Source organism: Paenibacillus sp. PAMC 26794, from assembly GCF_000316035.1.
In the GTDB taxonomy this organism is placed as follows: Bacteria; Bacillota; Bacilli; order Paenibacillales; family Paenibacillaceae; genus Paenibacillus.
Window position 1 is genome coordinate 61,281 of sequence record NZ_ANHX01000082.1, and the last position, 26,220, is coordinate 87,500.

Below are 26,220 nucleotides of genomic sequence, written 5' to 3' on the forward strand. Positions count from 1 at the left end.
GAGATGTTGAAATCTTGAATTCGGGTCTATACTGATAGAAATGTTGAAATTGGTTAAAAGGTTTATAGGAAAGCAATTGGGAGTCGTGTCCCCTTGAGAGCCAAGAGCGCCCCGGTGTTGACCTCGGAGCCGAGCCAAAGGCAATGGCGACCTGCCGCGACCAAGGCGAAGCTGAGAGCGCACCCTCGCAGTAGAGCGGCCACATAAGGTTCCGGCAATGAGCCGGAACCTTATGTGGAGCCGCGGGCACACGACCACCCTTCACATAGCAAGACCCGACCCCTCACCGTTGCACCGCTTGTTTCGGGTGTCCAGAGGGCTGCGCCCTCTGGGGCCCTCCCTTCCAAGGGAGGGTTTGGGTGGGATCGAAAAGCCTTCAAAGGTTTGGATTAACACACTGAGAGGATGAATACTATTGGCGAGCGATAACATTGTCATTAAAGGCGCACGAGCGCATAACCTGAAAAATATCGACATTACCATCCCGCGTGACCGCTTTGTTGTATTGACCGGCCTGAGTGGCTCAGGCAAGTCCTCGCTGGCTTTTGACACCATCTATGCCGAAGGACAGCGGCGTTATGTAGAATCATTGTCAGCTTACGCAAGGCAGTTTCTGGGACAGATGGAGAAACCGGATGTGGATTCCATCGAAGGCTTGTCTCCTGCGATTTCAATAGATCAGAAAACAACAAGTCGTAACCCGCGTTCCACGGTGGGAACCGTGACCGAAATTTATGATTACTTGCGTCTGTTATTTGCACGTGTGGGCCATCCACATTGTCCGGACCACGGCGTGGAGATCAGCTCCCAGACCGTAGAACAAATGGTTGACCGCATTATGCAATACCCAGAGCGTACCCGGTTGCAGATTTTGGCACCCATTATCTCGGGCCGTAAGGGTGAGCACAAAAGTGTATTTGCCGATGTGTCCAAACAGGGCTTTGTCCGTGTACGGGTGAACGGGGAATTGCGTGACCTGTCAGAAGATATTCAATTGGAGAAAAATAAAAAGCATACGATTGAAGTCGTTGTTGACCGGATCGTCGTTAAAGATGATGTACAGGCGCGTCTGGCCGACTCTATTGAAACAGCACTTAATTTGTCCGGTGGACAACTACTAGTGGACATTATGGGCGAAGAAGAACTGCGCTTCAGTTCCAACTTTGCCTGCCCGGTGTGTGGATTTAGTATTGAAGAACTTGCACCGCGGATGTTCTCATTTAACAGTCCCTTCGGAGCTTGCCCGGATTGTGATGGTTTGGGTGTCAAAATGATCGTTGACCCTGATCTGCTCGTACCGGATCGCAGCAAGACAATTGAAGATGGTGCTTTTGATGCCTGGACAGGTGGAACATCCACCTATTACCCGCAGTTCCTGAAGTCAGTATGTGAACACTTCAACATTCCGCAGAATGTGCCTGTCGAAGATCTGCCAGCTGAGCAGATGAACAAGTTGTTGCAGGGTACAGGTACGGAGAAAATCCGTTTCCGCTATGAGAATGATTTTGGACAACGCAAGGAAGCACTGGTTACCTTTGAAGGTATCGTGAATAACCTGGAGCGTCGTTATCGTGATACAGCATCTGAAGGTATCCGTGAATTCATTGAAGGTTATATGAGTGCGAAGCCTTGTGGTACCTGTAAAGGTCAGCGTCTGAAACGGGAAAGTCTCGCAGTTACGATTAATGATCACAACATGGCGTATGTGACTAGTTTGTCCATTGGAGAAGCTGGCCGATTCTTCGATTCATTGGAATTGAGTGAGAAAGAGCAGACGATTGCCAAGCTTATTTTGAAAGAAATCAACAGCCGTCTAGGCTTCCTCGTGAATGTCGGTCTGGATTACCTTACGCTGAGTCGTGCCGCTGGAACGTTATCCGGTGGGGAAGCCCAGCGGATCAGACTGGCCACACAGATTGGTTCCAGCCTGATGGGTGTGCTGTATATTCTGGATGAGCCAAGTATCGGTCTGCATCAACGGGATAATGACCGCCTGATCTCAACCCTTGCGCATATGCGGGATATTGGTAACACATTGATCGTGGTTGAACATGATGAGGACACGATGATGGCTGCCGACTATATTATTGATATTGGCCCGGGTGCAGGTATCCACGGAGGTACCATTATGTCACAGGGTACACCGCAAGAGATCATGAATGATGAGAACTCATTAACCGGTCAATATCTGAGTGGTCGCAAATTCATTCCTATTCGTGCAGAACGTAGAAGTGTAGGAGACCGTTGGTTGGAAGTACGCGGAGCCAAAGAAAATAACTTGAAGAATCTGAACGTGAAGATTCCTGTAGGTGTATTTACTGCGGTAACGGGTGTGTCCGGATCAGGTAAATCCACATTGATCAATGAGATCCTCTACAAAACACTGGCTCGTGATCTGAATCGTGCTCGGGTGCGCCCGGGTCAGCATAAAGAGATTCGTGGTCTGGAACATATCGATAAAGTCATCGATATTGACCAGTCCCCAATCGGGCGGACACCACGTTCCAACCCGGCTACGTATACAGGTGTCTTTGATGATATTCGGGATCTGTTTGCTCAGACGAATGAAGCCAAAGTACGTGGATACAAGAAAGGCCGGTTCAGCTTTAATATTAAAGGTGGACGTTGTGAAGCCTGCCGTGGAGACGGCATTATCAAAATCGAGATGCACTTCTTGCCGGACGTGTATGTTCCTTGTGAAGTCTGCAAAGGCAAACGATACAACCGGGAAACGCTTGAAGTGAAATATAAAAACAGAAATATTTCCGATGTGCTGGAAATGACGGTTGAAGATGCAACCCAATTCTTCGAGAACATTCCGAAGATCCATCGCAAAATGCAGACACTGATGGATGTGGGTCTGGGTTATATCAATCTGGGACAACCTGCAACCACATTGTCTGGTGGTGAAGCCCAGCGTGTGAAGCTCGCTTCCGAGCTGTATCGCCGCAGTACCGGGAAAACCATCTACATCCTCGATGAGCCGACTACGGGTTTACATGTCGATGATATCGACCGTTTGCTGAACGTATTACACCGTCTGGTTGATTCTGGGGAATCGGTGTTGGTGATTGAGCATAACCTGGATGTGATCAAAACGGCAGACTATGTTGTTGATTTGGGGCCAGAAGGTGGTAGCGGTGGAGGAACCATTGTTGCAACTGGAACACCTGAGGATATCATCAAAGTGGAAGCTTCCTATACAGGCAAGTACTTGAAGCCGGTTCTGGAGCGGGATACCGAGCGGAGCAAGGCACTGCAATTGGTGGACTAAGGTCCTCTAACCAGTAGTTATATCAATATGAAGTGGCAGTATTGGCCCTTCTTTTCGAAAAGGTTGAGACGTTGGATTACGATCTGATGTGCCCTGCTTCCGAGAAGAAGGGCTTTTCATTTTGAGTTGTGCACAGTGTTTCCTTTGGACTAAGGATATTTCGTGAAAGTGTTTACATATGCATGATGACGAGCATTACAGGAATATTCGGCCAAATTGGATTTTTTTCATTTTTATGGATGATAGGGCTTGCATTACAAGCAGGGTACAGATAACATAGAGGAAGATATTAGGGTATGCGTTAGCTGTTCAACTATGGTAAGGAGGTCTGTCTATCCATGCTGTTTGCAGAAGCTGCCACGGCGAGTACATCGAATTTTAATGCATTTGATATTTTTGTCATCTTATTTACGATCCTGATTTTCATCGGAGTTGTTCGGCTTCTTCGGGCACCGAAGAAGAATCTGTTTGCGATCGGATTTGCAGTAGTCAGCCTACTGGTATTTCTGATGACAGACTATGCGATGATAACGGGTTGGTTTGCTCAGTAGGAATGCCGCAGAATTTAAATGTAATTTAAGCCAAAAGAGGTACAGACGAACACTTTCCAGAGAGACATGGAGGGTGTTTTTTTCATTTTTACTGAAACGATTGAACAGGATTCTATCTTCTCTACTAAAATAGGACTTAAAACAATTGTATATCCAGATTCTGTATGATACATTGAGGGATACCGGAATTGCAGATGAGAGAAAGAGAGAATAGATTCAGTGATGAATCCGATGTCGAGTTGCGCAAGAAGGATGTATAGAGAGGGTCAGGTGAGAATATGAGCGTGTTGGGTAAAAAGGGGATAGCCATACTGATGGCTGCTGTACTCTCGATTAGTGTGGCGGCAACGGCCGGTGCAGCTGAATCCAAAGCGGCAATGCAAGCGAAGGTGGTAGACGGTCAAGTCTATGTGAACACCAAGGATCTGCTCAAGGCAGTTGGTGGAAGTGGACAATATGATGCCAAATCAGGTACGTACACGTACAAGGGAAGTGAAGCCATTCCCAAAGTGATCGAAAAGGTATCTCCTTCGGTTGTAGGCATTATTGGGAAATCTACCGAGGTGCAGGACGGTGCAACATCAGACGACCGTTATAATCTTGCACATGGTACAGGTGTCATTATCCGGTCGAACGGATGGATTGTAACGAATGCTCATGTGGTTGATGGATTAACGAATCCGGTGGTGGTAACGACGGATGGCAATACATACAAAATTACGAAAACATACAGTGATGCACTCAGTGATCTGGCGCTAATCAAAATCAATGCCAAATCACTCAAACCGGCGAGCTTTGCCAAAGCTTCACAAACTACTGTTGGAGAAACGGTGATTGCCTTGGGTACGCCGATTTCCTTTTCTTTGCGCAACTCGGCAACGGTAGGGGTAATTAGCGGCTTGAATCGTGGTGTGGAGGCGACCTACCGGTTGATTCAGACCGACACGGCCATTAACCCAGGAAATAGCGGAGGACCGCTGGTCAACCTGAAGGGTGAAGTGGTTGGTATCAATTCCATGAAATTTTCTGCGGTCGGCGTAGAGAGTTTGGGATTTTCGATTCCCGTGGATACCGTTCAATATATCATCGATCAGTTTTTTAAATATGGCAAAATAAAACGTGCAAGTCTGGGGCTACAGCTGGAAGAAAGCTGGTCTGCTATTGTGGGCTTGCCTACAGATGATCCATTAACGATTACGGGGGTACTGTCTCCTGAAGCGAAGAAAGCCAAAATCAAAGAGGGCGATGTCCTTTATAGTGTGGCAGGTACACGTGTCTCCTCAGTAGTAGATATCAATGAGCTGCTCAAAAAGTATCTGCCTGGGCAAAAGGTAAAGCTGTTGATGCAAACGGATGGCGATATCGTCACCCGCACGTTGGTGCTTGCTGATCGCGCAGACATCGTAGACGAGGAAGATGAAGTGTTCCTTGCAGATGAAGAACAATAAAGCCCGGCGGTCAGCCCGGATGGAGAGAGGACGAAAGAACGGAATGAAAAAGTCATGGATACGTGTGCTAAGCACAGGTGTATTAACCGGGATGCTGACCATTGGCGCGGCATTGCCTGTATGGGCATCTGATCTGACAACAAGTGAACTACGGGTGAAAGCGGGGAGCACGAGCGCCTACATCAACGGCGATAAGCAGGCCATAGCCAAACCTTACAAGTTCAAGGGTGTTACGATGGTGCCTGTGGGAGTGTTCAAGAAAGCATTTGGCAGTGAAATCCGGCTGGAGAAAAATGATGTCGTGAAAATTAAGGAAGGTCCACACACGGTTACCCTAACGATTGGCAGTTCAATTGCCTGGGTGGATGGTGTAAAACATGAGATGGGTGCCGCCCCCAAAATGGTGAATGGCGTACTTATGGTTCCACTTCGTCCGGTTGCTGCCGGTATCGGAGCGACGCTAGCTCCAACCAGTTCCGGAGAAATGGTTATTCGTCTGTTGCAAACCGATGATTCGGTGGATGAAGAGGATGGCATTCATCCGGATGAAGGCAAAACCAGAATTGGCAACAGTTTTTACGGTTGGTCCATTAACTACCCGGCAGACCTTATAGTTTTTCAGACTGGTGAGCAGGAGCGTATGATGACTTTCGGCGCTACGGACAACAGTTATTATCTTGAAGTGTATGTCAGCGATCAGGATGTGGCTCTGGATGCGGATGATTTGTTGCAGCAACTCGTCCAGGAGGCCAAACAATCGGGAGATACGGTGCTGGATCGTGAAGCGGTGTCGAAAGGCAAAACGCCTTATGCACGGATTATCGTGAAAGATGTAGACGGCATGTTATGGGAGATGCGTCAGTATCTGAGCGAAGGTCGTCAATATGATGTGTACCTCGCGGATTACGAAGCCTTGAATTATAAAGATCTGAGCAAACGTGCAGCGCTGCTCAATTCATTCCAGCCAACCTATGCAGAATCGGATCGAACGATTAAGGATCTGTCCACCGTAGATAATGGCATGCGCTCCGCCTGGAACGATGACTATGGTATTGAGTTGATGATTCCTGCCGGCTGGTCGATGGATAACAATCAGATGATCTATGAAGCCAAGGATGGTGCATATCTGCAATGGCGTGTCACATCGGCGAAGGCAGGTACTACGGTAAAAGACTGGAGCGGCCAACTGGATAAGTGGATGCGCGAGACATTTACACCAGAGAGTTACGAGCCAATTGGCTCATATACGATGGATATCTCGGGAGAGACTGCCGAGGTGAATGAATTCCGTTATAACTTTGGCGGGGGCTGGCAGACCGAGTTCGATGTTCTTTTACAGAAGAATGGGTATCGATACTATGCAGAGTATACGTTCCCAGAAGAGCAGGTTGCAGATCGGGCATGGTTTGAACGGATTATGAAGAGTGTGGAGATTGATTTTGATACGGTTGCCGAACATTTCGGTCAGCTGGATGAAGATCCGTATTTGACAGACAAAACGAAGACACTTACACGTACGTCCAAACGTTATCATTACAGTGTAGATATTCCGCGTTACTGGACGCCGTATAGTGATCGATTCGAATATTCACCTGTGGTATACACCTTCACGGGCGGAGAATTCTCCATTGCGGCGAGCGAAGACAAGTCGATCGAGATGACGGTCAGCCAACTGAGAGAAGCTTATGCCGAAGCCACCAAAACGCGGAAAAACTTCCAGCTGCTGCGCAGTGAAGAGCTGACGTTTGCGGGTGTGCCTGCATTTTCCTTTACGTATCATGAACTGGACAAAGGCGTGCCATATGCAGGTCGCCAGATCGTGTTTGAAAAGGACGGAACAACCTATACGATCACAAGTGGGCTGAATGATGCGAACAAGACAGAAGTTCAGGCGGTAGCCTTGGAAAAAGCAGTGAACTCATTTACATTTATTAAATAATAGTGATGCATGCCGGAGGGTCAAAAGACCTTTCGGTTTTTTCGTTGTGCTGGAAATGAAAATGGTAAACTGTTTTTTCAGGAAAACGTAGAAGAGTCGGTGCAGAAGTGTTACAATATACTAGTTCAGGAGTTATGACTACTGATCTGATGAATAGGAATGACTGTAAGCTTGGAGTTCAGGCAATACAGACATAATAGATAGATATTGTAATACCGTGACAATGCAGGTGTACCCGATAAGGTGCAGTCTTAGGCTTAGTATGTTCAGGCGTTTAAGGATATAGGGATGAAATCCGGCGGATAGCCGGTTATGGGGAGGATCTACATGAAAACAGCAACAATACGAAGAGAAGACGTTGAACTTCTGGCACCTGCTGGTGACTGGGATTGTATGCGTTCGGCGGTAGCCAATGGCGCAGATGCAATTTTCTTCGGAGTCGAAAAGTTTAATGCACGGGCACGGGCGAACAATTTCCGCATGGACGAGCTGCCGGAGATTATGGCGTTTTTGCACAGTTATGGCGTAAAAGGGTTTTTGACCTTTAATATATTGATTTTTGAAAATGAATTGACGGATGCCAAAGAACTGATTGATGCATGTGTCGATGCAGGTGTGGACGCTGTAATTGTTCAGGATTTGGGTTTGGTGAAGATGATTCGCGAGATCTCGCCGGATTTCCCGATTCACGGTTCAACACAGATGACAATCACGTCCCCGGAAGCGGTTGAGTTTACGAAGCCGTTTGATATGGAACGTGTCGTTCTGGGACGGGAGAACAACCTGAAGCAGATCCAGAAGATCGGGGAGCAGGCAAAACTTCCAATGGAAGTATTTGTTCATGGTGCGCTGTGTGTATCCTACTCGGGGCAATGTCTGACTTCCGAAATGTGGGGAGGACGTTCCGCGAACCGTGGGGAGTGCGCACAAGCTTGTCGTCTTCCATACGACCTGATGGTGGATGGTGTGCACAAACCGATGGGTGATGTGGCTTATCTGTTGTCTCCGAAGGATCTGGCAGCGATTGACCTGATGCCGGAACTGATCGAAGCAGGAGTAACTTCTTTCAAAATTGAAGGACGTCTCAAAACGCCAGAATACGTAGCAAACGTAGTAAGCAAATATCGTAAAGCGATTGATCGTTATTTTGATGGAGATAACACGCCGCCAAGCAAGGAAGAAGTTCGCGAATTGCAGCAAAGCTTCTCCCGTGGATTCACACATGGTTTCCTGAGCGGTACAAACAACAAAGAACTGGTGGATGGAACGTTCCCGAAAAGCCGTGGTGTCTACCTTGGTCGTGTGGATCAAGTGTTGCGCGATGGTGTTGTCCTGAAGCTGGATGCACCCGTGAAACGTGGAGATGGGATCGTATTTGACGCCGGAGACCCGACTCAGAAGGAAGAGGGCGGACGTGTATACGATGTACGTCGCAAAGGCGTAAAACTCGAAGGCGAAGCCGAAGAGGGCTGGATCGTTGACGTTGTGCCAGGCCGCAGTGACGTAGATCTGCGCCGCGTGAAAGTTGGCGACAAAGTGTGGAAAACGAATGACCCGGCGCTGGACAAACGTCTGCGTCAAAGCTTCGAGACCGAAAAGCCATACCGCGTATTCCCGGTAAAAGTAAAAGTTATCGGCAGCCCGGGGCAGCCGCTCAGCACGTGGTGGACAGACGTACAGAAGGGCACGACCGTCCGGATTGATTCCGAGATGGAACTGGACATCGCGCAGAAGCGTCCAATGACACATGAATTGCTCGAAGAGCAGTTCGGTCGTCTGGGAGGCACCGTGTTCCAGCTGGAAGGAATGGACGTCAATCTGCACGGTGACGTCATCATCCCAATGCGCGAGTTGAATAACATTCGCCGTCAGGCAGTAGAACAACTCGCGGGTGAGCGTCCTAAACCGCCCGTCTACGTGAAACGGGCGGTAGATGTCTACGGCGATTCGGTTAAACCGGCATCGCCAGTCGCTCGCGGTCAAGCAGAGCTGACCGCGCTCTGTCGCAGTCTGCCACAAGTGGAGGCAGCGATTGAAGCAGGAATCGGCATGATCTATGCCGACTTCGAGTTTATCAAGCAGTTCCCGGCAGCCGTGGAAGCTGTGCATGCCGCTGGTCGCAAGATCGCGCTGGCAACACCGCGTATTCATATGCCTGGGGAGAATGGATATCATAACAACATCCTGCGTTTGAAGCCGGATGCGGTATTGGTACGTAATACAGGTGCGCTGTACTTCTACCTTCGTCACCGGATGGAAAACCCGGATGCGAAGCACCCGGAACTGATCGGCGACTTCTCATTGAACATCGCCAATCACAAAGCAGTAGAATTGTTCCTGGAAGCCGGATGTGACTGGATTACCCCATCCTATGACCTGAACATTCAACAAATGGTTGATTTGCTTGGTCACTCCCGTACAAGTCAGACCGAAGTGGTTATCCATCAGCATCTGCCGATGTTCCACACCGAGCACTGTGTGTATTGTACGTTCATGAGTGAAGGAACGGATTTCACGAACTGTGGTCGTCCTTGTGAGGAACAGCGTGCATCACTGCAAGACCGGATCGGCATGTCCCACCCGGTACGTGTGGATGAAGGCTGCCGTAATACGGTATACAACGCAGTGGAGCAGTCAGGTGCCGAGTATCTGACCAACTTTATGGATCTGGGTGTATCCCGTTACCGTGTGGAATTCCTGGAAGAGACACCGGAGCAGGTACGTGAGGTTATCGATCTGTACAACCGTGCACTGCGCGGCGAGATCAGTGGTACACAAGTTTGGAAAACCCTAAAAGCAACAAACCAACTGGGCGTTACACGTGGTCAATTGGTGAAATAAACGGATTGTGTGTTACATCAACATTTACAAGCAAGCATGAAGCAACCCCAAACTCTGCTTTAAGGAGCCCTTGGGGTTTTTTTACATCATGACACAGGAGGCGAAGAAGCGTGGCGCCATTCACAATCATGGATATTAAATTGCTGTGCGGGGTCACGGCATTCAAGCGCGGGGAAGATTATAACCAATCTGGCAGGGTGACTAATCTGGTGGTTAGTGAGGATCAGCTTCATTATGAAGCACAGGTACGTGGATCGGAGCGCTATCAGGTGACGGTGGATATAGATGGATCAGGTGAGATTGTGGCAGGCTGCAGTTGTCCGGGTGACGGCAGGCATTATGACTATTGCAAACATGTCGCTGCTGTCCTGTTGGCTATTCACGAATGGGGTGAGCAGCAGGAGCGTAATGCCACGATTGCTTCTGGGAAGCCTCCTCAACCTGCTACAGGCCAAGGAGCCAATACCAGTTCCGGCGCAGGTTCCAAGTCCAGGGTTGGGACGTTGGTCGAAGAGAGCATGTGGGAGCGCCCCCAGTCTGCTTCACAACGAGAGCAACTTAATGATGTTCCAGAGCGTCCGCCCGTTCACTTTGCCCAAGCAGGTCGGCCAAGCTCAGCTTCGGGGTGGGGTCGCTCGGCAGATAAACCTTCTTACCGTACGGCGGATCAGATTCTGTCCATGTTTGCCAAGGATCGGAGAACGCTGCATGGAAATGATCGTAAATACACTGCCCCTGTCAACCGATCCTCCCTGCGGGAAGAGTTACAGGTCCAGTTTATATGCAAGCTGATACAGGTTCACAAGGGTGGTGGGAAACTCGCTCTTGAACTGAAAGTGGGTAACAAACGTCTGTATGTGGTGCAGAAAGTGAAGCAATTCCTGAACTGCATCGAGAAGGGCGAGCCCATGTCATTTACCAAGCTGTTCCACTATGATCCATTGATGCATGTGTTCACTCCGCAGGATCAGGCGATTCTCTCGATGCTTATTCGAATGAGACAGAGTGAAGAGGCATACCGCGAATCCATCTCCGGTTATCTGGGAGCTTCAGACGGACGGGATATATTGATTGCTCCGCTCGTATGGAAGCCATTGCTGGAATTGCTGCTACAGGCTGACAGCCGGATGGAGGGCGCAGGATTTGCCAATGGACCACTCACACTGGGTGAGGGGGTACTTCCTTTATTTTACCGGATCGCCCAGGGAGCGAATGAAGGATATCAGCTTGAGATTTCCGGACTGCGTGAGCTGATTCTTCTTCCTGCTTATGATGCCGCTGTGGTGGAAGGGCAGTTGCACATGTTGGAGCCGATGCAGATGCGAAGTCTGGAGGACTTGAGCGCGGCACTTACCTCATATGGGATCAAAGAAAGCATTGATATTTCGACCCAGCAGGTGGATGAATTCGTACAGCATGTCGTGCCAGAACTGCGTACGCTCGGACATCTGTCCATTGATTCACAGGTGCGTGAACAGATCGCGGAACCGGAACTTTCACCGAAGCTGTACATCGACTTCTATCGTGAACGTATTACAGCACGTCTGGAATTCGACTATGAGGTCATGGTTATTAATCCGCTTGCAGAGTACTTGATAGATGAAGAAGAGAAAAAGGTTATTTTGGTGCGTGACCGATACAAAGAGCGGAATCTGATTGAACGACTGGATCGATCCTTTCTCGAAAGGGATGGTAGTGTCTGGGCGAGCGAACGGGAAGATGCGATCTATGATGTTATGTATCATCTGTTGCCTGAGCTTGAAAAACAGGTAGACATCTACATGCCAAACGCCGTGAAGGCGATGGTGCAATCCTATCCGACCCCACCGAAAGTACGAGCAGATTTGGGAAGAGGGTTGGACTGGCTGGAGATTTCATTTGAGATGGAAGGTGTAGACGAGCAGGAGCTTCAGGAACTCATGCGCCGCATTGTGGAAAAGAAACCGTATTACCGTCTCAAGAGCGGTGTCTTTCTCTCACTTGAAAATGAAGGTGCAGATAGCTTCGCTCACATGGCCGATTCACTCGGAATTGGAGCAGATGACATCAAGAGCAGCCATATCCGGCTGCCAGCGGTTCGGGCGTTACAATTGCCGGGCAGGGACGAAGTTTCCGGTCATGTGAAGTGGGGAGGCTCCCTGAAACGTTTCCTCGATGATCTGCGAGATCCTGAACGGATGGATTTTGCATTGCCAGAGACGCTGACCCCCATCCTGCGGGATTATCAGAACAGTGGATACCAGTGGCTGCGTACTCTCGCCTATTATCGTTTTGGCGGCATTCTGGCGGATGATATGGGACTTGGCAAAACATTGCAAAGCATCGCCTATATCACAGCGGTGCTTCAGGAGAAGCCTGAGTACAACATTGACCATACGGGCGGTGATAAATACCGGGAGAGCGGATCATTACTGGGCGGTGAAACGTTGGCGACTTCCGACATCGATCCCGAAACTGGGCTCCCATTGGATAAGATGGCTTCAGTGAATACAGATGGCTTATGGTCCACGATGCAGCAGAATGGATTGACGATCCGAACGAGGGTCACTCATCCTCCGGTACTTGTCGTGGCACCTGCTTCGCTGACCTACAACTGGGCTAATGAGTTTGCGCGGTTCGCCCCGCATCTGAAAGTGCTTATTGCAGCAGGCCAGAAAGAAGAGCGAGCCAGTATGCTTTCAGGCATGGATGAGGCAGATGTGATTGTGACGTCGTATCCTCTGTTAAGGCGGGATCTGGACACCTATCTGGGCCGAACATTCCATACACTCATTCTGGATGAAGCTCAGGCAATCAAAAATGCTTCTTCCCAAACCGCGCAGGCAGTGAAACAAATTCAGGCCCCGCGCCGTTTTGCGCTCACAGGTACGCCTGTGGAGAACTCGCTGGATGAATTGTGGTCCATTTTTGAAGCGGTATTCCCTAGGTTGTTTCCAAGTTACAGAAGATTCCGCGACCTTCCTCCGGAACGGATCTCCCGGATGGTGCGTCCGTTTATTCTGCGCCGCCTGAAGAAGGATGTGTTGGAAGAATTGCCTGATCGAATTGAAACGGTACAGCGGTCAGAGCTTACAGTTGAACAGAAGAAATTGTATGCCGCATACCTTTCTCAGCTTCAGGATGAAGCATCGAAGGACATGGAGGATAACGGATTCCAGAAGAATCGTATCAAAATTCTGGCTGGCATCACGCGCTTACGTCAGTTGTGTTGTCATCCGGCCCTCTTTGTTGAAGGATATCAAGGCGATTCCGGGAAAATGGAACAGTTGCTTGAAACGGTCGAGGATTGTTTGGCTGCAGGGAAACGAATTCTCATCTTCTCCCAATTTGCGAGCATGTTGAACCTGATTCGTCAGACCCTTGCGGCACAGGGAAGGAGTCTTTTCTACCTCGATGGTCAGACCCCTGCACAGAGCCGGGTTGAGATGTGCCACAGATTTAATGAGGGCGAAGCTGAACTGTTCTTAATCTCCCTGAAAGCTGGCGGTACCGGACTAAACTTAACAGGGGCAGATACCGTTATATTATATGATCTATGGTGGAATCCCGCCGTGGAAGAACAGGCAATTGGCCGTGCCCATCGTATGGGGCAGAAACAAGTGGTGCAAGTCATCCGCCTGGTTACCGAAGGTACGATCGAAGAGAAGATTTTGGAGCTCCAACAGCGGAAGAAGGACTTAATTGCCGAAGTGATCGAACCGGGAGACGGGGGATCGACGACTTTATCCGAACAGGATATCCGCGAATTGTTGATGGTATAATGGAGTCATAGCATGCCAGTACTAATAATCATCAAATATAGTAAAATATGTATCTAGCAAAAGGAGTAGTGCCATATGCGTATTCGCAAAGCGATTATTCCAGCCGCAGGGCTGGGTACCCGGTTTCTGCCTGCCACCAAGGCGATGCCTAAGGAAATGCTGCCCATCGTGGACAAGCCAACGATCCAGTACATTATTGAAGAAGCCGTAGCTTCAGGCATTGAAGATATCATTATTGTGACAGGTAAAGGGAAGCGGGCCATTGAAGATCACTTCGATTATTCATTCGAGCTGGAGCAGAATCTGGCGGACAAACAGAAGTGGGACTTGCTTAACGAAGTACGCAAACCCTCCGAGATGGCAGATATCCATTATATCCGTCAAAAGGAACCGAAGGGACTTGGTCACGCCATCTGGTGTGCCCGCAAGTTTATCGGCAACGAGCCTTTTGCCGTCCTGTTAGGGGACGATATTGTAGAAGCGGAACATCCCTGCCTGAAGCAGATGATCGAAGTCTACGATGAACTGCAATCTCCGATCGTTGGTGTACAGCCTGTTGATTGGAGCGAGGTATCCCGCTACGGAATTGTAGACGGAGAGTTACTGACTCCTACCGTTGAACGTGTCTTTCGCGCGCGCCGTTTAATTGAGAAACCAAAGACTGAAGATTCCCCTTCGAACCTTGCTATTATGGGACGTTACATTCTTACACCGGATATTTTCGAGATCCTGGGTCAACAATCTGCTGGTGTAGGGGGAGAAATTCAGCTTACGGATGCCTTGTCCCGATTGAATGAACAGCGGCAAATTCTTGCTTATCATTTTGATGGGTTACGTCATGATGTTGGTGAAAAGTTGGGCTTTATTGAGACATCGATTCACTACGCATTGCAACGCCCGGATCTACGGAAAGATCTCTTAAAGTATTTGGAACAGGTCATAAAGAATCAATAAATGGTTTTCCGCATGCCCTTGAAGTCCAGCCGAAGAATGATATCGCGGCTGGGCTTTAATTTATTTTATGGAAGAGCAAATATGAGGGTTATACAGGCCAATGAACAAACACATACCCGACACTTTACATATACATAGTCAATATGAAGAAATGATGTCAACAGCAAAACGGAGGGATGTCATGAAGGTACTTCCGCTGTTTATGGATGGTGCTAGCATATTGGAACCCAAGGTTTATGGTGATCACCGTGGATATTTTATGGAGAGTTATAATGAGCAGGTTCTGCATGAACAGGGGATACAGCACGTCTTTATTCAGGACAATCAATCTTTGTCGGCTGAAGCAGGTGTTCTGCGTGGGCTTCATTACCAGCTTCAGCCCAAAGCACAGACTAAATTGGTGAGGGTTATATCTGGGGCAATATATGATGTGATTGTGGATGTCCGCACGTCATCCCCTACCTTTGGCCAATGGAAAAGTTTCATTCTAAGTGAGTACAACCAGCGGCAACTGCTTGTTCCTCAAGGATTTGCTCATGGATTCTGTACCTTGGTGCCTCATTCCCAGGTAACTTATAAGGTAGACGCCTATTATTCGCCTGAACATGACCGTGGAATTCTGTGGAACGATCCGGCGCTCGCCATTGATTGGCCTGTGACGAAACCTATATTATCCGAGAAGGATCAGAAGCATCCTTTACTGAAAGATGCTGAACTGAACTTTGACTAATTAATAAGACTTTTCAGATACTTCTGTATCTGGAGGCAAAGGGAGAGAGACAGCATGAAACTACTGGTTACGGGTGGGGCCGGATTTATCGGCAGCAACTTTGTGTTATATATGCTTCGTGAACATCCGAGCTATGAGATTATCAATGTGGATGCATTAACGTATGCGGGGAACTTGGAGAACTTGCATACGGTAGAGTCCAATCCCCGATATACCTTCATCAAAGCAGATATTGCAGATGTACAGCAGATGGAAACTGTTTTTTCCCAAGGCATCGATGTGGTTGTGAATTTCGCTGCCGAGTCCCATGTGGATCGAAGTATTCTGTCTCCGGATATCTTTGTGCGTACCAATGTGATGGGTACTCAGGTTCTGCTGGATGCGGCAAAGAAGTATCAAGTCACCAAATTTGTTCAGGTATCGACAGATGAGGTATATGGATCACTAGGTACAACAGGTTTATTTACTGAAGATACACCTCTGATGCCAAATAGTCCTTACTCTGCAAGTAAAGCTGGCGGGGATCTGCTCGTAAGAGCCTATCATGAAACCTTTGGACTTCCTGTTAATATTACACGTTGCTCTAATAACTACGGACCTTTTCAATTTCCGGAGAAACTGATTCCGCTGATTATATCCCGTGCATTGAATGATGAAGCCATTCCAGTATATGGTGACGGGCTCAATATTCGTGACTGGCTTTATGTCGAGGATCACTGCAGCGCGATTGATCTGGTGATTCATAATGGACAATCTGGAGAAGTATACAACATTGGTGGTAATAATGAACGTACTAATATATACATTGTGGAGAGCGTATTGGAGCAACTGGGTAAACCGGCGAGTTTGATTCAATATGTACAGGATCGATTGGGCCATGACCGACGTTACGGTATAGATCCTACCAAGATACGTACAGAGCTCGGTTGGCAACCTGCACACAATTTTGAGACAGGAATCAAGGAGACTATTCAGTGGTATCTGAAACATCAAGATTGGTGGACGAGAATTCAATCAGGCACATATCAGGACTATGTTCAGCTTCAGTACGGTAAGCGGATGGGTGATTCATCCAAATGAACTATAGAGTTATGGTGACTGGCGCAGCAGGACAGCTGGGTTATGATGTGGTGAAGACCTTCCAAGCAGAGGGTCACCAGGTATTGGCCTGTGACAAGAACCAGATGGATATTACCGATCAACAGCAGTGCACAGATATGATTACGACGTTCCGACCTCACATCATAATTCACTGCGCTGCTTACACGGCGGTCGATCAGGCTGAGGTAGATGAGGATACAGCATACGCAATCAATGCATCAGGTACTAGAAATATTGCAGTTGCCGCCGAGAGTGTGAAAGCAAAACTGGTATATATCAGTACCGATTATGTATTTGATGGGAGTGGGAGTACGCCACACCGAGAGTACGATGTAACGGATCCGCAGAGTGTTTATGGCAAGTCGAAGCTTGCCGGGGAACGGCTGGTTCAAAGTTTGTCTACGCAATGGTTTATCATTCGAACATCATGGGTGTTTGGCGTGTATGGTAGTAATTTTGTCAAAACCATGCTGGAACTTATGGAAAAGCGTCCACAACTGCAAGTTGTTCATGACCAACAAGGTTCGCCTACCTATACGGTGGATCTTGCCCGATTCATTCATACCCTTTCTACGAGCGAAAAATATGGTATCTATCATGCTTCCAATTCCGGAACTTGCACATGGTATGAGTTTGCAGAGGCAATAAAAGAAGAAGCCAATAAGCAGAGTGGGTTCGAGCCGACAGCCGAACTTATGCCATGCACAACCGATCAGTTTCCGCGTCCAGCCCCCCGTCCTGTATACTCGGTCATGGATCATCTGGCGATTCGAACGAACGGTCTGGAACCTCTGAGACCTTGGCGTGAGGCGCTGATTGCGTTTTTGAAAGAGTTGAGTGTACAGCAAAAGGACTGAGCATGTGGAGGGTCCGTGCTTTATTCCCAAACTTTATCTACCATTTAACAGCCGCCTCGGGCGGCTATTTTGTTTTACACCTCATCAATTCGGGTAGTTAGCTAACAAAAAGGTACTGAGGATGTGAATGCTATATGAAACGCATTACCGCCGTGTTAATACTACTGATCGTTACCGTGGGCACACTCTTTTTCGCCTATGAAAGCGAGAGTGAGGAACAACGGGACGGATTTACCGCTTATAGATTAATCGCCCATGCGATGGGCAGCATTCGTGATCAACCATATACCAACGCCTATGAAGCGATGATTGCCAATTACGAGAAAGGCACACGTGTATTTGAGATCGACTTTATGTTAACCTCGGATCGCAAAGCTGTAGCCAGACATGAATGGACCGCTAATATGAGCAAAATGCTAGGACAAGACGAAGAGCTTCCGGAGGATAAACAAGCCGGGGCACTGACACATGATGAGTTCATGAATACGCCTATTTTAGGCATGTATCAACCCATGGATGCCGATGGCATTATAGATGTACTGGCCGAGTATCCGGATATGTATATCGTAACCGACACCAAGGAACAGAAGGATGAGGATATTCAGCAGGTGTTACAGTCCCTGGTGGATGCAGCCAAAGAACATGATCCCTCCGTGCTGGATCGGGTGGTTGTACAGATCTATAACGAACAGATGCTTGAAACGGTGAAAGAAGTCTATGCATTCCCTTCCATTATCTATACGTTATATGCCACACAGGATACAGAAGCTCAGGTTGTTGATTTTGTGCAAAAGAATGATATTGATGCCGTGACTATGCCGGAATATAAAGTAAACCAGAATTTCGTCGCCAAGCTGAATAGTGCAGGTTCTGTCACCTACGTGCACACCATCAACGACACTGAACAAGTGGCTAACTATGAGAAATGGGGCGTGTACGGGGTGTACTCGGACGTGTTAACGGAGCAGGAACTGGATGAGATGAACACACGTTTTGCCTGGAAACCGTAAAATGTCTTAATTATAATCATTACAGAATCCAAATCACAGGCTTTTCCATACCAGAAGAGGGAAATGCCTGTGATTTTCTGTTCCCCTTTTATACGAACATTGACACTCGATGCCTGCTGACTTAGACTTAGTTTACAAGCTTTCTAGGATGCAGAAGAACCTCTGGAGGAATGTTCGTTGATAGACATGATTAAGCAGTGGAGACATGTATTTAAGCTTGACCCGGACCGGGAGATTACGGACGAAGAACTCGATCTGGTCTGCATGTCGGGGACCGATGCAATTATCGTCGGCGGGTCTTCCGGAATTACCTATGATAACACGGTAGACCTGATGTCCCGTGTGCGTCGTTATGAGTTGCCATGTGTGCTTGAAGTATCTGACCTGGAGGCTGTTGTTCCCGGCTTTGATGGATATTTGATCCCGATGGTCTTGAATGCAACGGACAGCAAATGGATGATTGGGCACCACCAGCAAGCCATAGAGCGTTACGGTTATCTTATCCCTTGGGATCTGCTGATTGCCGAGGGTTATATTGTGCTTAATGCAAACTCCACGGTAGCGCGGTTGACTGGTGCAGATACGGATCTGACGACGGGAGCTGCGGTGGCATATGCCCAGGCAGCGGAGCGTCTGCTCAATCTTCCCATTGTATATATGGAGTACAGCGGAACGTTCGGGGATATGGAGCTTGTTGGTGAGACACATAGACAACTGGAGCGGGCACACCTCATCTACGGCGGCGGAATTGATGATCTGGAGAAAGCCTCGCAAGCTGCCCAGGTGGCAGATACCATCGTGGTAGGTAACATTGTGTATAGCGATTTGACTAAGGCACTTGAGACGGTGTTGGCTGTAAAAGGAACCATTTAATCGGTTTAGTTTACCATTCCCCAATTTTCCCCTTATGATCTGCTAAAATAGAACCTTGCCCTTGCTAATTAAGCAATTCGTATACAAGAGTAAGGTTTACACAGAAACGAAGTGTTCTCTCTTGTATTTTTACTACCTTTAAATATAAGCTAAACTAATTTTCACACGAGAACGAAGAGGACAGAAATAAGCTGGAGAAGCGGAGCGTTCGCCTTTATTACCGGATTTTTACCTCTTACCAACAATTCGTATACAGGAACTATGTTTACACAGAAACGGAGAGTGAAGCAGCAATCTGAAGAAACGAAGTGTTCGTGTTTATCACCGGGTTTTCCCTTTGATAAAGGGAATCAAAAAATCTGGGGATAACGACGATCGGAAGATGCTGCTGCAATCGAAGTCCAAGTGTAATGGATAGATCATTTATACCGACCAACCAACCAACGAAAGGAGCATGCATGCATGCAACCTGTAAATATACATGATGCCGTTGCACGGCTTAACACCCCTCAACGGCAAGCCGTCGAGGCGACGGATGGCCCACTGCTGATTATGGCCGGAGCGGGCTCTGGCAAGACGCGGGTGCTGACACACCGGATTGCCTACCTCATTGCAACACGGAAGGCACCCCCGTGGGGCATTTTAGCGATTACCTTTACGAACAAAGCCGCTCGTGAGATGCAAGACCGGGTATCTCAACTCGTAGGTGGCTCCCAGGGCCGCGACATTTGGGTATCCACATTCCACTCCATGTGCGTGCGTATTTTGCGCCGTGACATTGAACGTATTGGCTTTACCTCCAACTTCAGTATTTTGGACTCATCGGACCAATTATCTGTAATTCGCAGCTGTATGAAAGATCAGAATATTGATACTAAGAAATTTGAACCCAAAGCAGTTCAATCGATGATGAGCACGGCGAAGAATGAACTGATCAGTCCTGAGCAATATGAGAAACAGTCGGGAGACTATTTCGAAGGTATTGTGGCGAAGGTATATAAGATGTACCAGAAACGGTTAAGAGCCAACAACTCACTTGATTTCGACGATCTCATTATGCAGACCATTCAACTGTTCAAAGAAGTGCCGGAAGTCCTCGACTTTTATCAAAAGAAATTCCAATACATTCACGTGGACGAGTATCAGGATACGAACCGTGCACAGTACATGCTGTGCCGCATGCTCGCTGACAGCCACCACCACATCTGCGTTGTAGGAGATAGTGACCAGTCGATCTATCGCTGGCGTGGGGCGGATATCAGCAATATCCTGAATTTTGAGAAAGACTACCCTGAAGCAAACACGATTTTGCTGGAGCAGAACTATCGTTCAACTTCCAATATCCTGAATGCAGCGAATGAAGTGATCGGCCTGAATACAGGGCGTAAACCGAAGAAACTGTGGACGGACAAAGAGGGTGGTTCGAAGATCAAGGTGTACCGTGCGGATTCCGAGCATGATGAAGGGTATTTTGTTACCTCTGAGATTAGTAAAAATGTGAAGAACGGCAAATCCTATCAGAACCATGCGATTCTATACCGTACTAACGCCCAGTCCCGGGTTATAGAGGAAATTCTGATCAAGTCTGATATTCCGTATCAGATTGTTGGCGGCATCAAGTTCTATGATCGTAAAGAGATCAAGGACATTCTGGCGTATCTGCGCCTGTTATCTAACCCGGACGATGATATCAGTCTTACCCGGATCATTAATGTACCGAAACGTAGCATTGGTGATACAACGGTAGCGAAGCTGGCGGCTGCGGCAGGAGAGCGTGGAATTTCTATTTTCCGAGTGCTTCAGGTTGTGGACGATCTTGGATTTGCAGGCCGTACGCGGAATGCGCTGGTGGAGTTCTATGACATGATCGCTGCGTTGCATCAGATGGTAGAGTATCTGTCTGTAACTGAACTGACCGAGAAGATTCTTGAGATGAGCCAATACCGTCTTGAGATGCAAAATGAAAATACACTCGAATCCCGTGCACGGCTGGAGAACATTGAAGAGTTCCTGTCGGTAACGATGGAATTTGAGAAAAATAATGAAGACAAAACGCTCGTGTCGTTCCTCACCGATCTTGCATTGATTGCTGACATCGACAGCATGAACGATGATGAAGAGGATCAGAGCGACGCGGTTACCCTGATGACCATGCACAGCGCCAAAGGTCTGGAGTTCCCGGTTGTCTTTATCGTGGGTATGGAGGAAGGGGTCTTCCCGCACAGCCGTGCCTTTATGGACAATGAAGAGCTGGAAGAAGAACGTCGACTAGCTTATGTAGGGATCACCCGTGCAGAAGAGCAACTATTCCTGTCCTGTGCCCAGATGCGTACCTTGTTTGGACGTACAACAGCGAACCCGCCTTCCCGCTTCCTGGATGAAATTCCGGATGAGCTCAAGGAAGACACCTCTATGGCTCGTGGTGATCGCTACCGCCGCGGCAGTAGCGGAGGCGGCTCATATGGTGGACGTGGACTAGGTTCTAGTGGAGGCAGTAACTTTGGTGGTGGCACCAAGCTATTCGATCACCAAAGCAAGAGCGGTTCATCTGCTACCTCATCCACGCCAACTTCGCGTGTGACTACAAGTGTCACACGCCCAACATTCTCTACGCCATCATCTGCTTCCAAGCCAGCCGCTTCTAATGGTGAAGAAGGGTTCAAGGCAGGAGACAAAGTGCAGCATGGGAAATGGGGGACGGGCACCATTGTTGCGGTCAAAGGGACAGGTAATGATACCGAATTGCAGATTGCCTTCCCGGCTCCGGTGGGTGTGAAACGTTTGCTTGCCGGTTTTGCCCCTATTACGAAAGTGGAATAAGAACGAAACCTCCTTTTGCACGATAACGGAGAGTACAGAAATAACTTGAAGAAGTGAAGCTAAAAGCTTTCCTAAGGAAAGCTACTTCGTAAGCATCTGCTCGCATTTATCCCTGGATTTCTACCTTTTAAATTGCATTAAAAGAAATCCGGGGATGACAGCGATCGGAAAGTTATTCTGTTATCCGAGTTCAAGTGCAATAGGAGTGTTCGTTCTACATAGATCATATTAACGGAGGGATGGCCCTGTATGGACCCGATGCACCGGATGGAGCAACTCGTTACCGAGCTGAACCAGCATAATTATCAGTACTACACGATGGATCAGCCACAGATCAGCGACAAGGAGTATGATCTTCTGTACGATGAACTGGTTACGCTGGAACAGGAAAGCGGCATGGTTCTGCCTGATTCCCCAACACAGCGTGTGGGCGGCGAACTGCTCAAGGGGTTTACCCCGCATCGCCATTTATCCTCCTTATGGAGTCTGGACAAAGCGCAGAATATTGAGCAGCTGCGCAGCTGGAATACCCGTGTACTGAAACTGATTAACGACTATAACAGTAAAAATCCCGATAGGCCTTTACCGGAACCAGGTTATGTCATTGAGTTGAAGTTTGACGGATTGACGCTGAACCTGACGTACACCAACGGTGAGTTGGTACAAGCCTCTACGCGAGGGAACGGTACCGTAGGTGAAGGTATTTTGGCACAGGTGAGAACGATCCGATCCGTTCCGCTCAAAATTCCTTATACAAGCGGCACGATTGAAGTACAGGGTGAAGGTATCATGAACTTGTCTGTCCTGGATCGATACAATGAGACGGCGGCAGAGCCGCTCAAGAATGCGCGGAATGCAGCAGCAGGAGCGCTGCGTAACTTGAATCCGAAGGCGACGGCTGAGCGTCGGCTGAATGCTTATTTTTATAATGTTGGTTACTCGGACGACATTCAGTTTGTCAATCATCAGCAGATGATGGATTTCCTGCGTGAGAACCGCTTCAAAGTTAATCCATCGATTACTTATTTCCATGAGTTTGATGATGTGATGGAACAACTGGCCGCGATTCAGGAGAACCGGGGGCAGCTGGACTATCTGATCGATGGGGCTGTTATCAAAATTACGGACATGCGCACCCGCGAAGTGCTGGGTTATACCGATAAGTTCCCTCGCTGGGCGGTGGCATATAAATTCGAGGCAGAAGAGACCACGACGGTTCTTAACGCTGTGGTATGGAATGTGGGCCGTACTGGCAAAGTAACTCCGCTGGCACGCGTAGAACCGGTTGAACTTGCCGGGGTAACGGTACAGAACTGTACTCTGAACAATGTCGGCGATATTGAGCGCAAAAATCTGAAGTTTGCTCTGGGCACACGGGTCTTTATCCGTCGCTCCAACGACGTCATTCCTGAGATTCTGGGTAAAGTGACGGAGGAGAGTGATGGCGAGGAGATCGTCTTCCCTGAGCAGTGTCCTGCATGTGGATTCCCGCTGGAGCAACGTGGAGCGCATCTGTTCTGTAACAATAGACTTGCGTGTAAACCACAAACGGTGGCACGTATTTCCCATTTTGCTTCCCGTGATGCCATGGACATTGAGACATTCAGTGAGAAAACGGCGATTCAGCTGTATGATGAATTGAACGTACGTGAGCCTGCCGACCTGTATACGTTACAGTTTGATGATCTGGTGAAGCTGGAGCGGTTTGGGGAAAAGAAAGCGAACAACCTTATCGCTGCGCTTGAGCTTAGTAAAGATAGAGACTTGGCTTCCTTCTTATACTCACTGGGTATTCCGAACACAGGTAAATCGACAACACGCATGCTCGCTGATCATTATCGAGATCTGCACGCCATTATGAATGCAACCGTGGAAGAGCTGGTTGAATTACCCGACGTAGGTGGTATCGTGGCTGAGAGCATCGTAAACTTTTTTGCAGATCCGTTTACACAGGCTGCGATTGAGAAAATGCTCAACTTGGGCGTGAAAGCTCAGGCACCTGAGGCACCAGCCGTTGCTGTTGTGGAAGATTCCTTCTTCAGTGGTAAAACGGTCGTCTTGACCGGAACGCTGCACCAATTGACGCGGGAAGAGGCGACGCAAAGACTGGAAGCGCTCGGAGCGAAGGTGACAGGCAGTGTGTCGAAAAAGACAGATCTGGTGATTGCCGGAGAGAAGGCAGGTAGTAAACTAACCAAAGCCCATGATCTCGGCATTCCTACGATTGAGGATGAGGACGAACTTGTACGTCTTTTGAACCCACAGGGTTAAAGTGTAATCAGAGAGTTCATAATGAGGAAAAAGAAAAAGGCCCCCGAAGACACGAATATGTGATCGGGGGCTTTTGCTATTTATCTAAATTATTTTTACAACGAATGAACGCTCACCAATCTTATCTTATCTGATCATGATCCACTTAAATTGTTAGGGATGCGTTGAGATGCGCCTGTAAGCCATGCATCCTTATCATATCCTCGTTCTTCCCAGTAACCGATATGATCGCTGTCGATGAGTTCAATGCGATTTAACCATTTTACCGATTTATAGGCATACATCTGAGGAATGACGAGGCGTACCGGACCGCCAAGATCAGCAGGGATAGGTTTGCCATCATGCATGACAGCGACCATAATATCTTCCATTTGCGCTTGATCCAACGTAATCGCATCTGTATACACACCATCACCGGAATAAAATTTCACACTGTGAGCTTCCGGCTTTACCCCGGCTTGTTTCAAAAGCTGTGCAAGAGAAATGCCTTCCCAGGTATTTTTATATACAGACCAGCCCGTTACACAGTGGAAATCACTAACCTGTACGGTACGCGCGAGCTTCACGAACTGTTCCCAGTTCCAAACCTGTGCCCGTTCAACCAATCCATCGATTTGGAAAGACCAGTTAGCATTGGAGAAGGACGGTATGGGCGTAACCGTATATACGCGGAAATGACCTTCAGCTCCGCCTCCAATGGGAGGTGAAGAGGCAGACAGTGGTTCTGGCAATGGGATCATACGGTTAGGATCATTCTCCAGCATACTATCAATACTGTTATCGATCTTGAGATTTCGTCCTACCCAGGATATAAAAGTAGGACCAAGAGTCACGGCGAGACCAACCCCCACAGCAGAACGGATGAAAGCTCGTCGTGTATACAATGGTTGAGGTCGCTCCTCTGATTTGAGGGGATCTCTCTCGGAACTGCGATCAAACTGGGAAGAAGATATAGCAGCGGTAGTTTCGCTTTCCTCTGATGTTGAATCAGATGGATCAGCTGCATTTTTAGTTCGTGTTGAAGTTGTAGTGGTTTTAACCGCACGACGTGCAGGGTCCTTTAACCATTTGGTCCGAGTTATTGAGTGATAGATGATATAAGGTAGGCCCACCCAAGTCAGCAGGTCATGGATCAAAAGTGCAGCATTCGACCATCGAGGTCCAGCCAGCTTGAACTGCCATAATACAATACCCGAGAGTAGCCAGCCTACCAGCAGCGCAAGTACAAAGATGGTGTTCACCCTTTGCCAAGGTCTATTACGAAGCTGTTTCCAGTGCTTTCCGGCCAAAATCAAGTAATATACCACGGGTGCCAGCATAGCTAGCCCAACGATGATATGTAACCACTTTAACCATACACGACCGATTCCGAGTATCTCTCGCCAAAAGCCGCCTACCAGCATAAGACCTGATATAGCAAGGATCACAACAATCCAGGCATTCCAGGCATGGATGGAAACCAACTTTTTGCCGTAACCTTTGCGTCTGTTCTTCAACCATTGTTTCAAGTGCGATCACCCCATATAGGTTAGTAATGAGTTTATTCAGAACTTTGATATGTAATAGTTAGCTGTGAATGGAGTACGTGATCTGTGTAAAGGTGCAATGCGAGATGGTTATACGATTGTTCATAGGCTACTTATGAAAGTAGTACACTTGACTGCTTAACCTTATCCCTATATCTATATACCTTATTATAGAGTTTTTGGATCACTTTCTTCAAACCAACAGAAGGGCAGGGATCGTTATCCCGATCGGGGCTCTAACTAAAACTCATCTAGATCATTATT

At 48.1% G+C, this 26,220-nt stretch carries 15 protein-coding genes; 14 read left to right on the forward strand and 1 reads right to left on the reverse strand.

Annotated features, from left to right (window positions below; all coding sequences use genetic code 11):
• The first annotated feature begins 415 nt into the window (after positions 1-415).
• The 14 genes from uvrA to ligA all read left to right on the forward strand — a co-directional run bounded on the left by uvrA (position 416) and on the right by ligA (position 24,430).
• Entirely contained in the window at positions 416-3,274 is a 2,859-nt protein-coding gene (uvrA, locus tag D829_RS0126900; RefSeq protein ID WP_017692025.1) for an excinuclease ABC subunit UvrA, read from the forward strand.
• A gap of 338 nt (positions 3,275-3,612) precedes the next feature.
• On the forward strand, positions 3,613-3,825 hold the full coding sequence (locus D829_RS0126905) for a hypothetical protein (protein ID WP_017692026.1): 213 nt from the start codon (positions 3,613-3,615) through the stop codon (positions 3,823-3,825).
• A gap of 278 nt (positions 3,826-4,103) precedes the next feature.
• Entirely contained in the window at positions 4,104-5,273 is a 1,170-nt protein-coding gene (locus D829_RS0126910; RefSeq protein ID WP_026081446.1) for a trypsin-like peptidase domain-containing protein, read from the forward strand.
• 43 nt (positions 5,274-5,316) lie between these two features.
• Positions 5,317-7,212 (forward strand): stalk domain-containing protein, encoded by a 1,896-nt coding sequence (locus tag D829_RS0126915; RefSeq protein ID WP_152417159.1) that lies wholly within the window; start codon positions 5,317-5,319, stop codon positions 7,210-7,212.
• A 327-nt stretch (positions 7,213-7,539) separates the two neighbouring features.
• Positions 7,540-10,053 carry a U32 family peptidase gene (locus tag D829_RS0126920; RefSeq protein ID WP_017692029.1) on the forward strand — a complete coding sequence of 838 codons (2,514 nt, stop codon included), beginning with the start codon at positions 7,540-7,542 and terminating at the stop codon, positions 10,051-10,053.
• 110 nt (positions 10,054-10,163) lie between these two features.
• A complete protein-coding gene (locus D829_RS33125) occupies positions 10,164-13,814 on the forward strand; it encodes a DEAD/DEAH box helicase (RefSeq protein ID WP_017692030.1) in 3,651 nt (1,216 codons plus the stop codon).
• Positions 13,815-13,889: 75 nt separating this feature from the next.
• The gene (gene galU / locus D829_RS0126930; protein ID WP_017692031.1) at positions 13,890-14,768 is read left to right on the forward strand and encodes a UTP--glucose-1-phosphate uridylyltransferase GalU; all 879 of its coding nucleotides are present in this window, start codon (positions 13,890-13,892) and stop codon (positions 14,766-14,768) included.
• A 181-nt stretch (positions 14,769-14,949) separates the two neighbouring features.
• Entirely contained in the window at positions 14,950-15,498 is a 549-nt protein-coding gene (gene rfbC / locus D829_RS0126935; RefSeq protein ID WP_017692032.1) for a dTDP-4-dehydrorhamnose 3,5-epimerase, read from the forward strand.
• A 54-nt stretch (positions 15,499-15,552) separates the two neighbouring features.
• The gene (gene rfbB / locus D829_RS0126940; protein WP_017692033.1) at positions 15,553-16,578 is read left to right on the forward strand and encodes a dTDP-glucose 4,6-dehydratase; all 1,026 of its coding nucleotides are present in this window, start codon (positions 15,553-15,555) and stop codon (positions 16,576-16,578) included.
• A complete protein-coding gene (gene rfbD / locus D829_RS0126945; protein WP_017692034.1) occupies positions 16,575-17,456 on the forward strand; it encodes a dTDP-4-dehydrorhamnose reductase in 882 nt (293 codons plus the stop codon). Before rfbB ends, rfbD begins: the two co-directional genes overlap by 4 nt.
• A gap of 134 nt (positions 17,457-17,590) precedes the next feature.
• Complete coding sequence (locus tag D829_RS0126950; RefSeq protein ID WP_017692035.1) at positions 17,591-18,466, forward strand: phosphatidylinositol-specific phospholipase C/glycerophosphodiester phosphodiesterase family protein; 876 nt, start codon at positions 17,591-17,593, stop codon at positions 18,464-18,466.
• A gap of 177 nt (positions 18,467-18,643) precedes the next feature.
• The gene (locus D829_RS0126955) at positions 18,644-19,339 is read left to right on the forward strand and encodes a heptaprenylglyceryl phosphate synthase (protein ID WP_017692036.1); all 696 of its coding nucleotides are present in this window, start codon (positions 18,644-18,646) and stop codon (positions 19,337-19,339) included.
• A gap of 462 nt (positions 19,340-19,801) precedes the next feature.
• The gene (pcrA, locus tag D829_RS0126960; RefSeq protein ID WP_017692037.1) at positions 19,802-22,159 is read left to right on the forward strand and encodes a DNA helicase PcrA; all 2,358 of its coding nucleotides are present in this window, start codon (positions 19,802-19,804) and stop codon (positions 22,157-22,159) included.
• Between the two features lie 249 nt (positions 22,160-22,408).
• On the forward strand, positions 22,409-24,430 hold the full coding sequence (gene ligA, locus D829_RS0126965) for an NAD-dependent DNA ligase LigA (protein ID WP_017692038.1): 2,022 nt from the start codon (positions 22,409-22,411) through the stop codon (positions 24,428-24,430).
• A gap of 134 nt (positions 24,431-24,564) precedes the next feature.
• Here ligA and D829_RS0126970 read toward each other — a convergent pair whose 3' ends face one another.
• Positions 24,565-25,938: a molybdopterin-dependent oxidoreductase gene (locus tag D829_RS0126970; RefSeq protein ID WP_017692039.1), complete on the reverse strand. Its 1,374-nt coding sequence runs from the start codon at positions 25,936-25,938 to the stop codon at positions 24,565-24,567.
• Positions 25,939-26,220: the final 282 nt, after the last annotated feature.

What these genes read in the sequence shown, in the direction of transcription:
- D829_RS0126905 (WP_017692026.1), top strand. Translation starts at nt 3,613, where the DNA reads ATGCTGTTTGCAGAAGCTGCCACGGCGAGTACATCGAATTTTAATGCA.
- D829_RS0126910 (WP_026081446.1), top strand. Translation starts at nt 4,104, where the DNA reads ATGAGCGTGTTGGGTAAAAAGGGGATAGCCATACTGATGGCTGCTGTA.
- D829_RS0126915 (WP_152417159.1), top strand. Translation starts at nt 5,317, where the DNA reads ATGAAAAAGTCATGGATACGTGTGCTAAGCACAGGTGTATTAACCGGG.
- D829_RS0126920 (WP_017692029.1), top strand. Translation starts at nt 7,540, where the DNA reads ATGAAAACAGCAACAATACGAAGAGAAGACGTTGAACTTCTGGCACCT.
- galU (WP_017692031.1), top strand. Translation starts at nt 13,890, where the DNA reads ATGCGTATTCGCAAAGCGATTATTCCAGCCGCAGGGCTGGGTACCCGG.
- rfbC (WP_017692032.1), top strand. Translation starts at nt 14,950, where the DNA reads ATGAAGGTACTTCCGCTGTTTATGGATGGTGCTAGCATATTGGAACCC.
- rfbB (WP_017692033.1), top strand. Translation starts at nt 15,553, where the DNA reads ATGAAACTACTGGTTACGGGTGGGGCCGGATTTATCGGCAGCAACTTT.
- rfbD (WP_017692034.1), top strand. Translation starts at nt 16,575, where the DNA reads ATGAACTATAGAGTTATGGTGACTGGCGCAGCAGGACAGCTGGGTTAT.
- D829_RS0126950 (WP_017692035.1), top strand. Translation starts at nt 17,591, where the DNA reads ATGAAACGCATTACCGCCGTGTTAATACTACTGATCGTTACCGTGGGC.
- pcrA (WP_017692037.1), top strand. Translation starts at nt 19,802, where the DNA reads ATGCAACCTGTAAATATACATGATGCCGTTGCACGGCTTAACACCCCT.
- ligA (WP_017692038.1), top strand. Translation starts at nt 22,409, where the DNA reads ATGGACCCGATGCACCGGATGGAGCAACTCGTTACCGAGCTGAACCAG.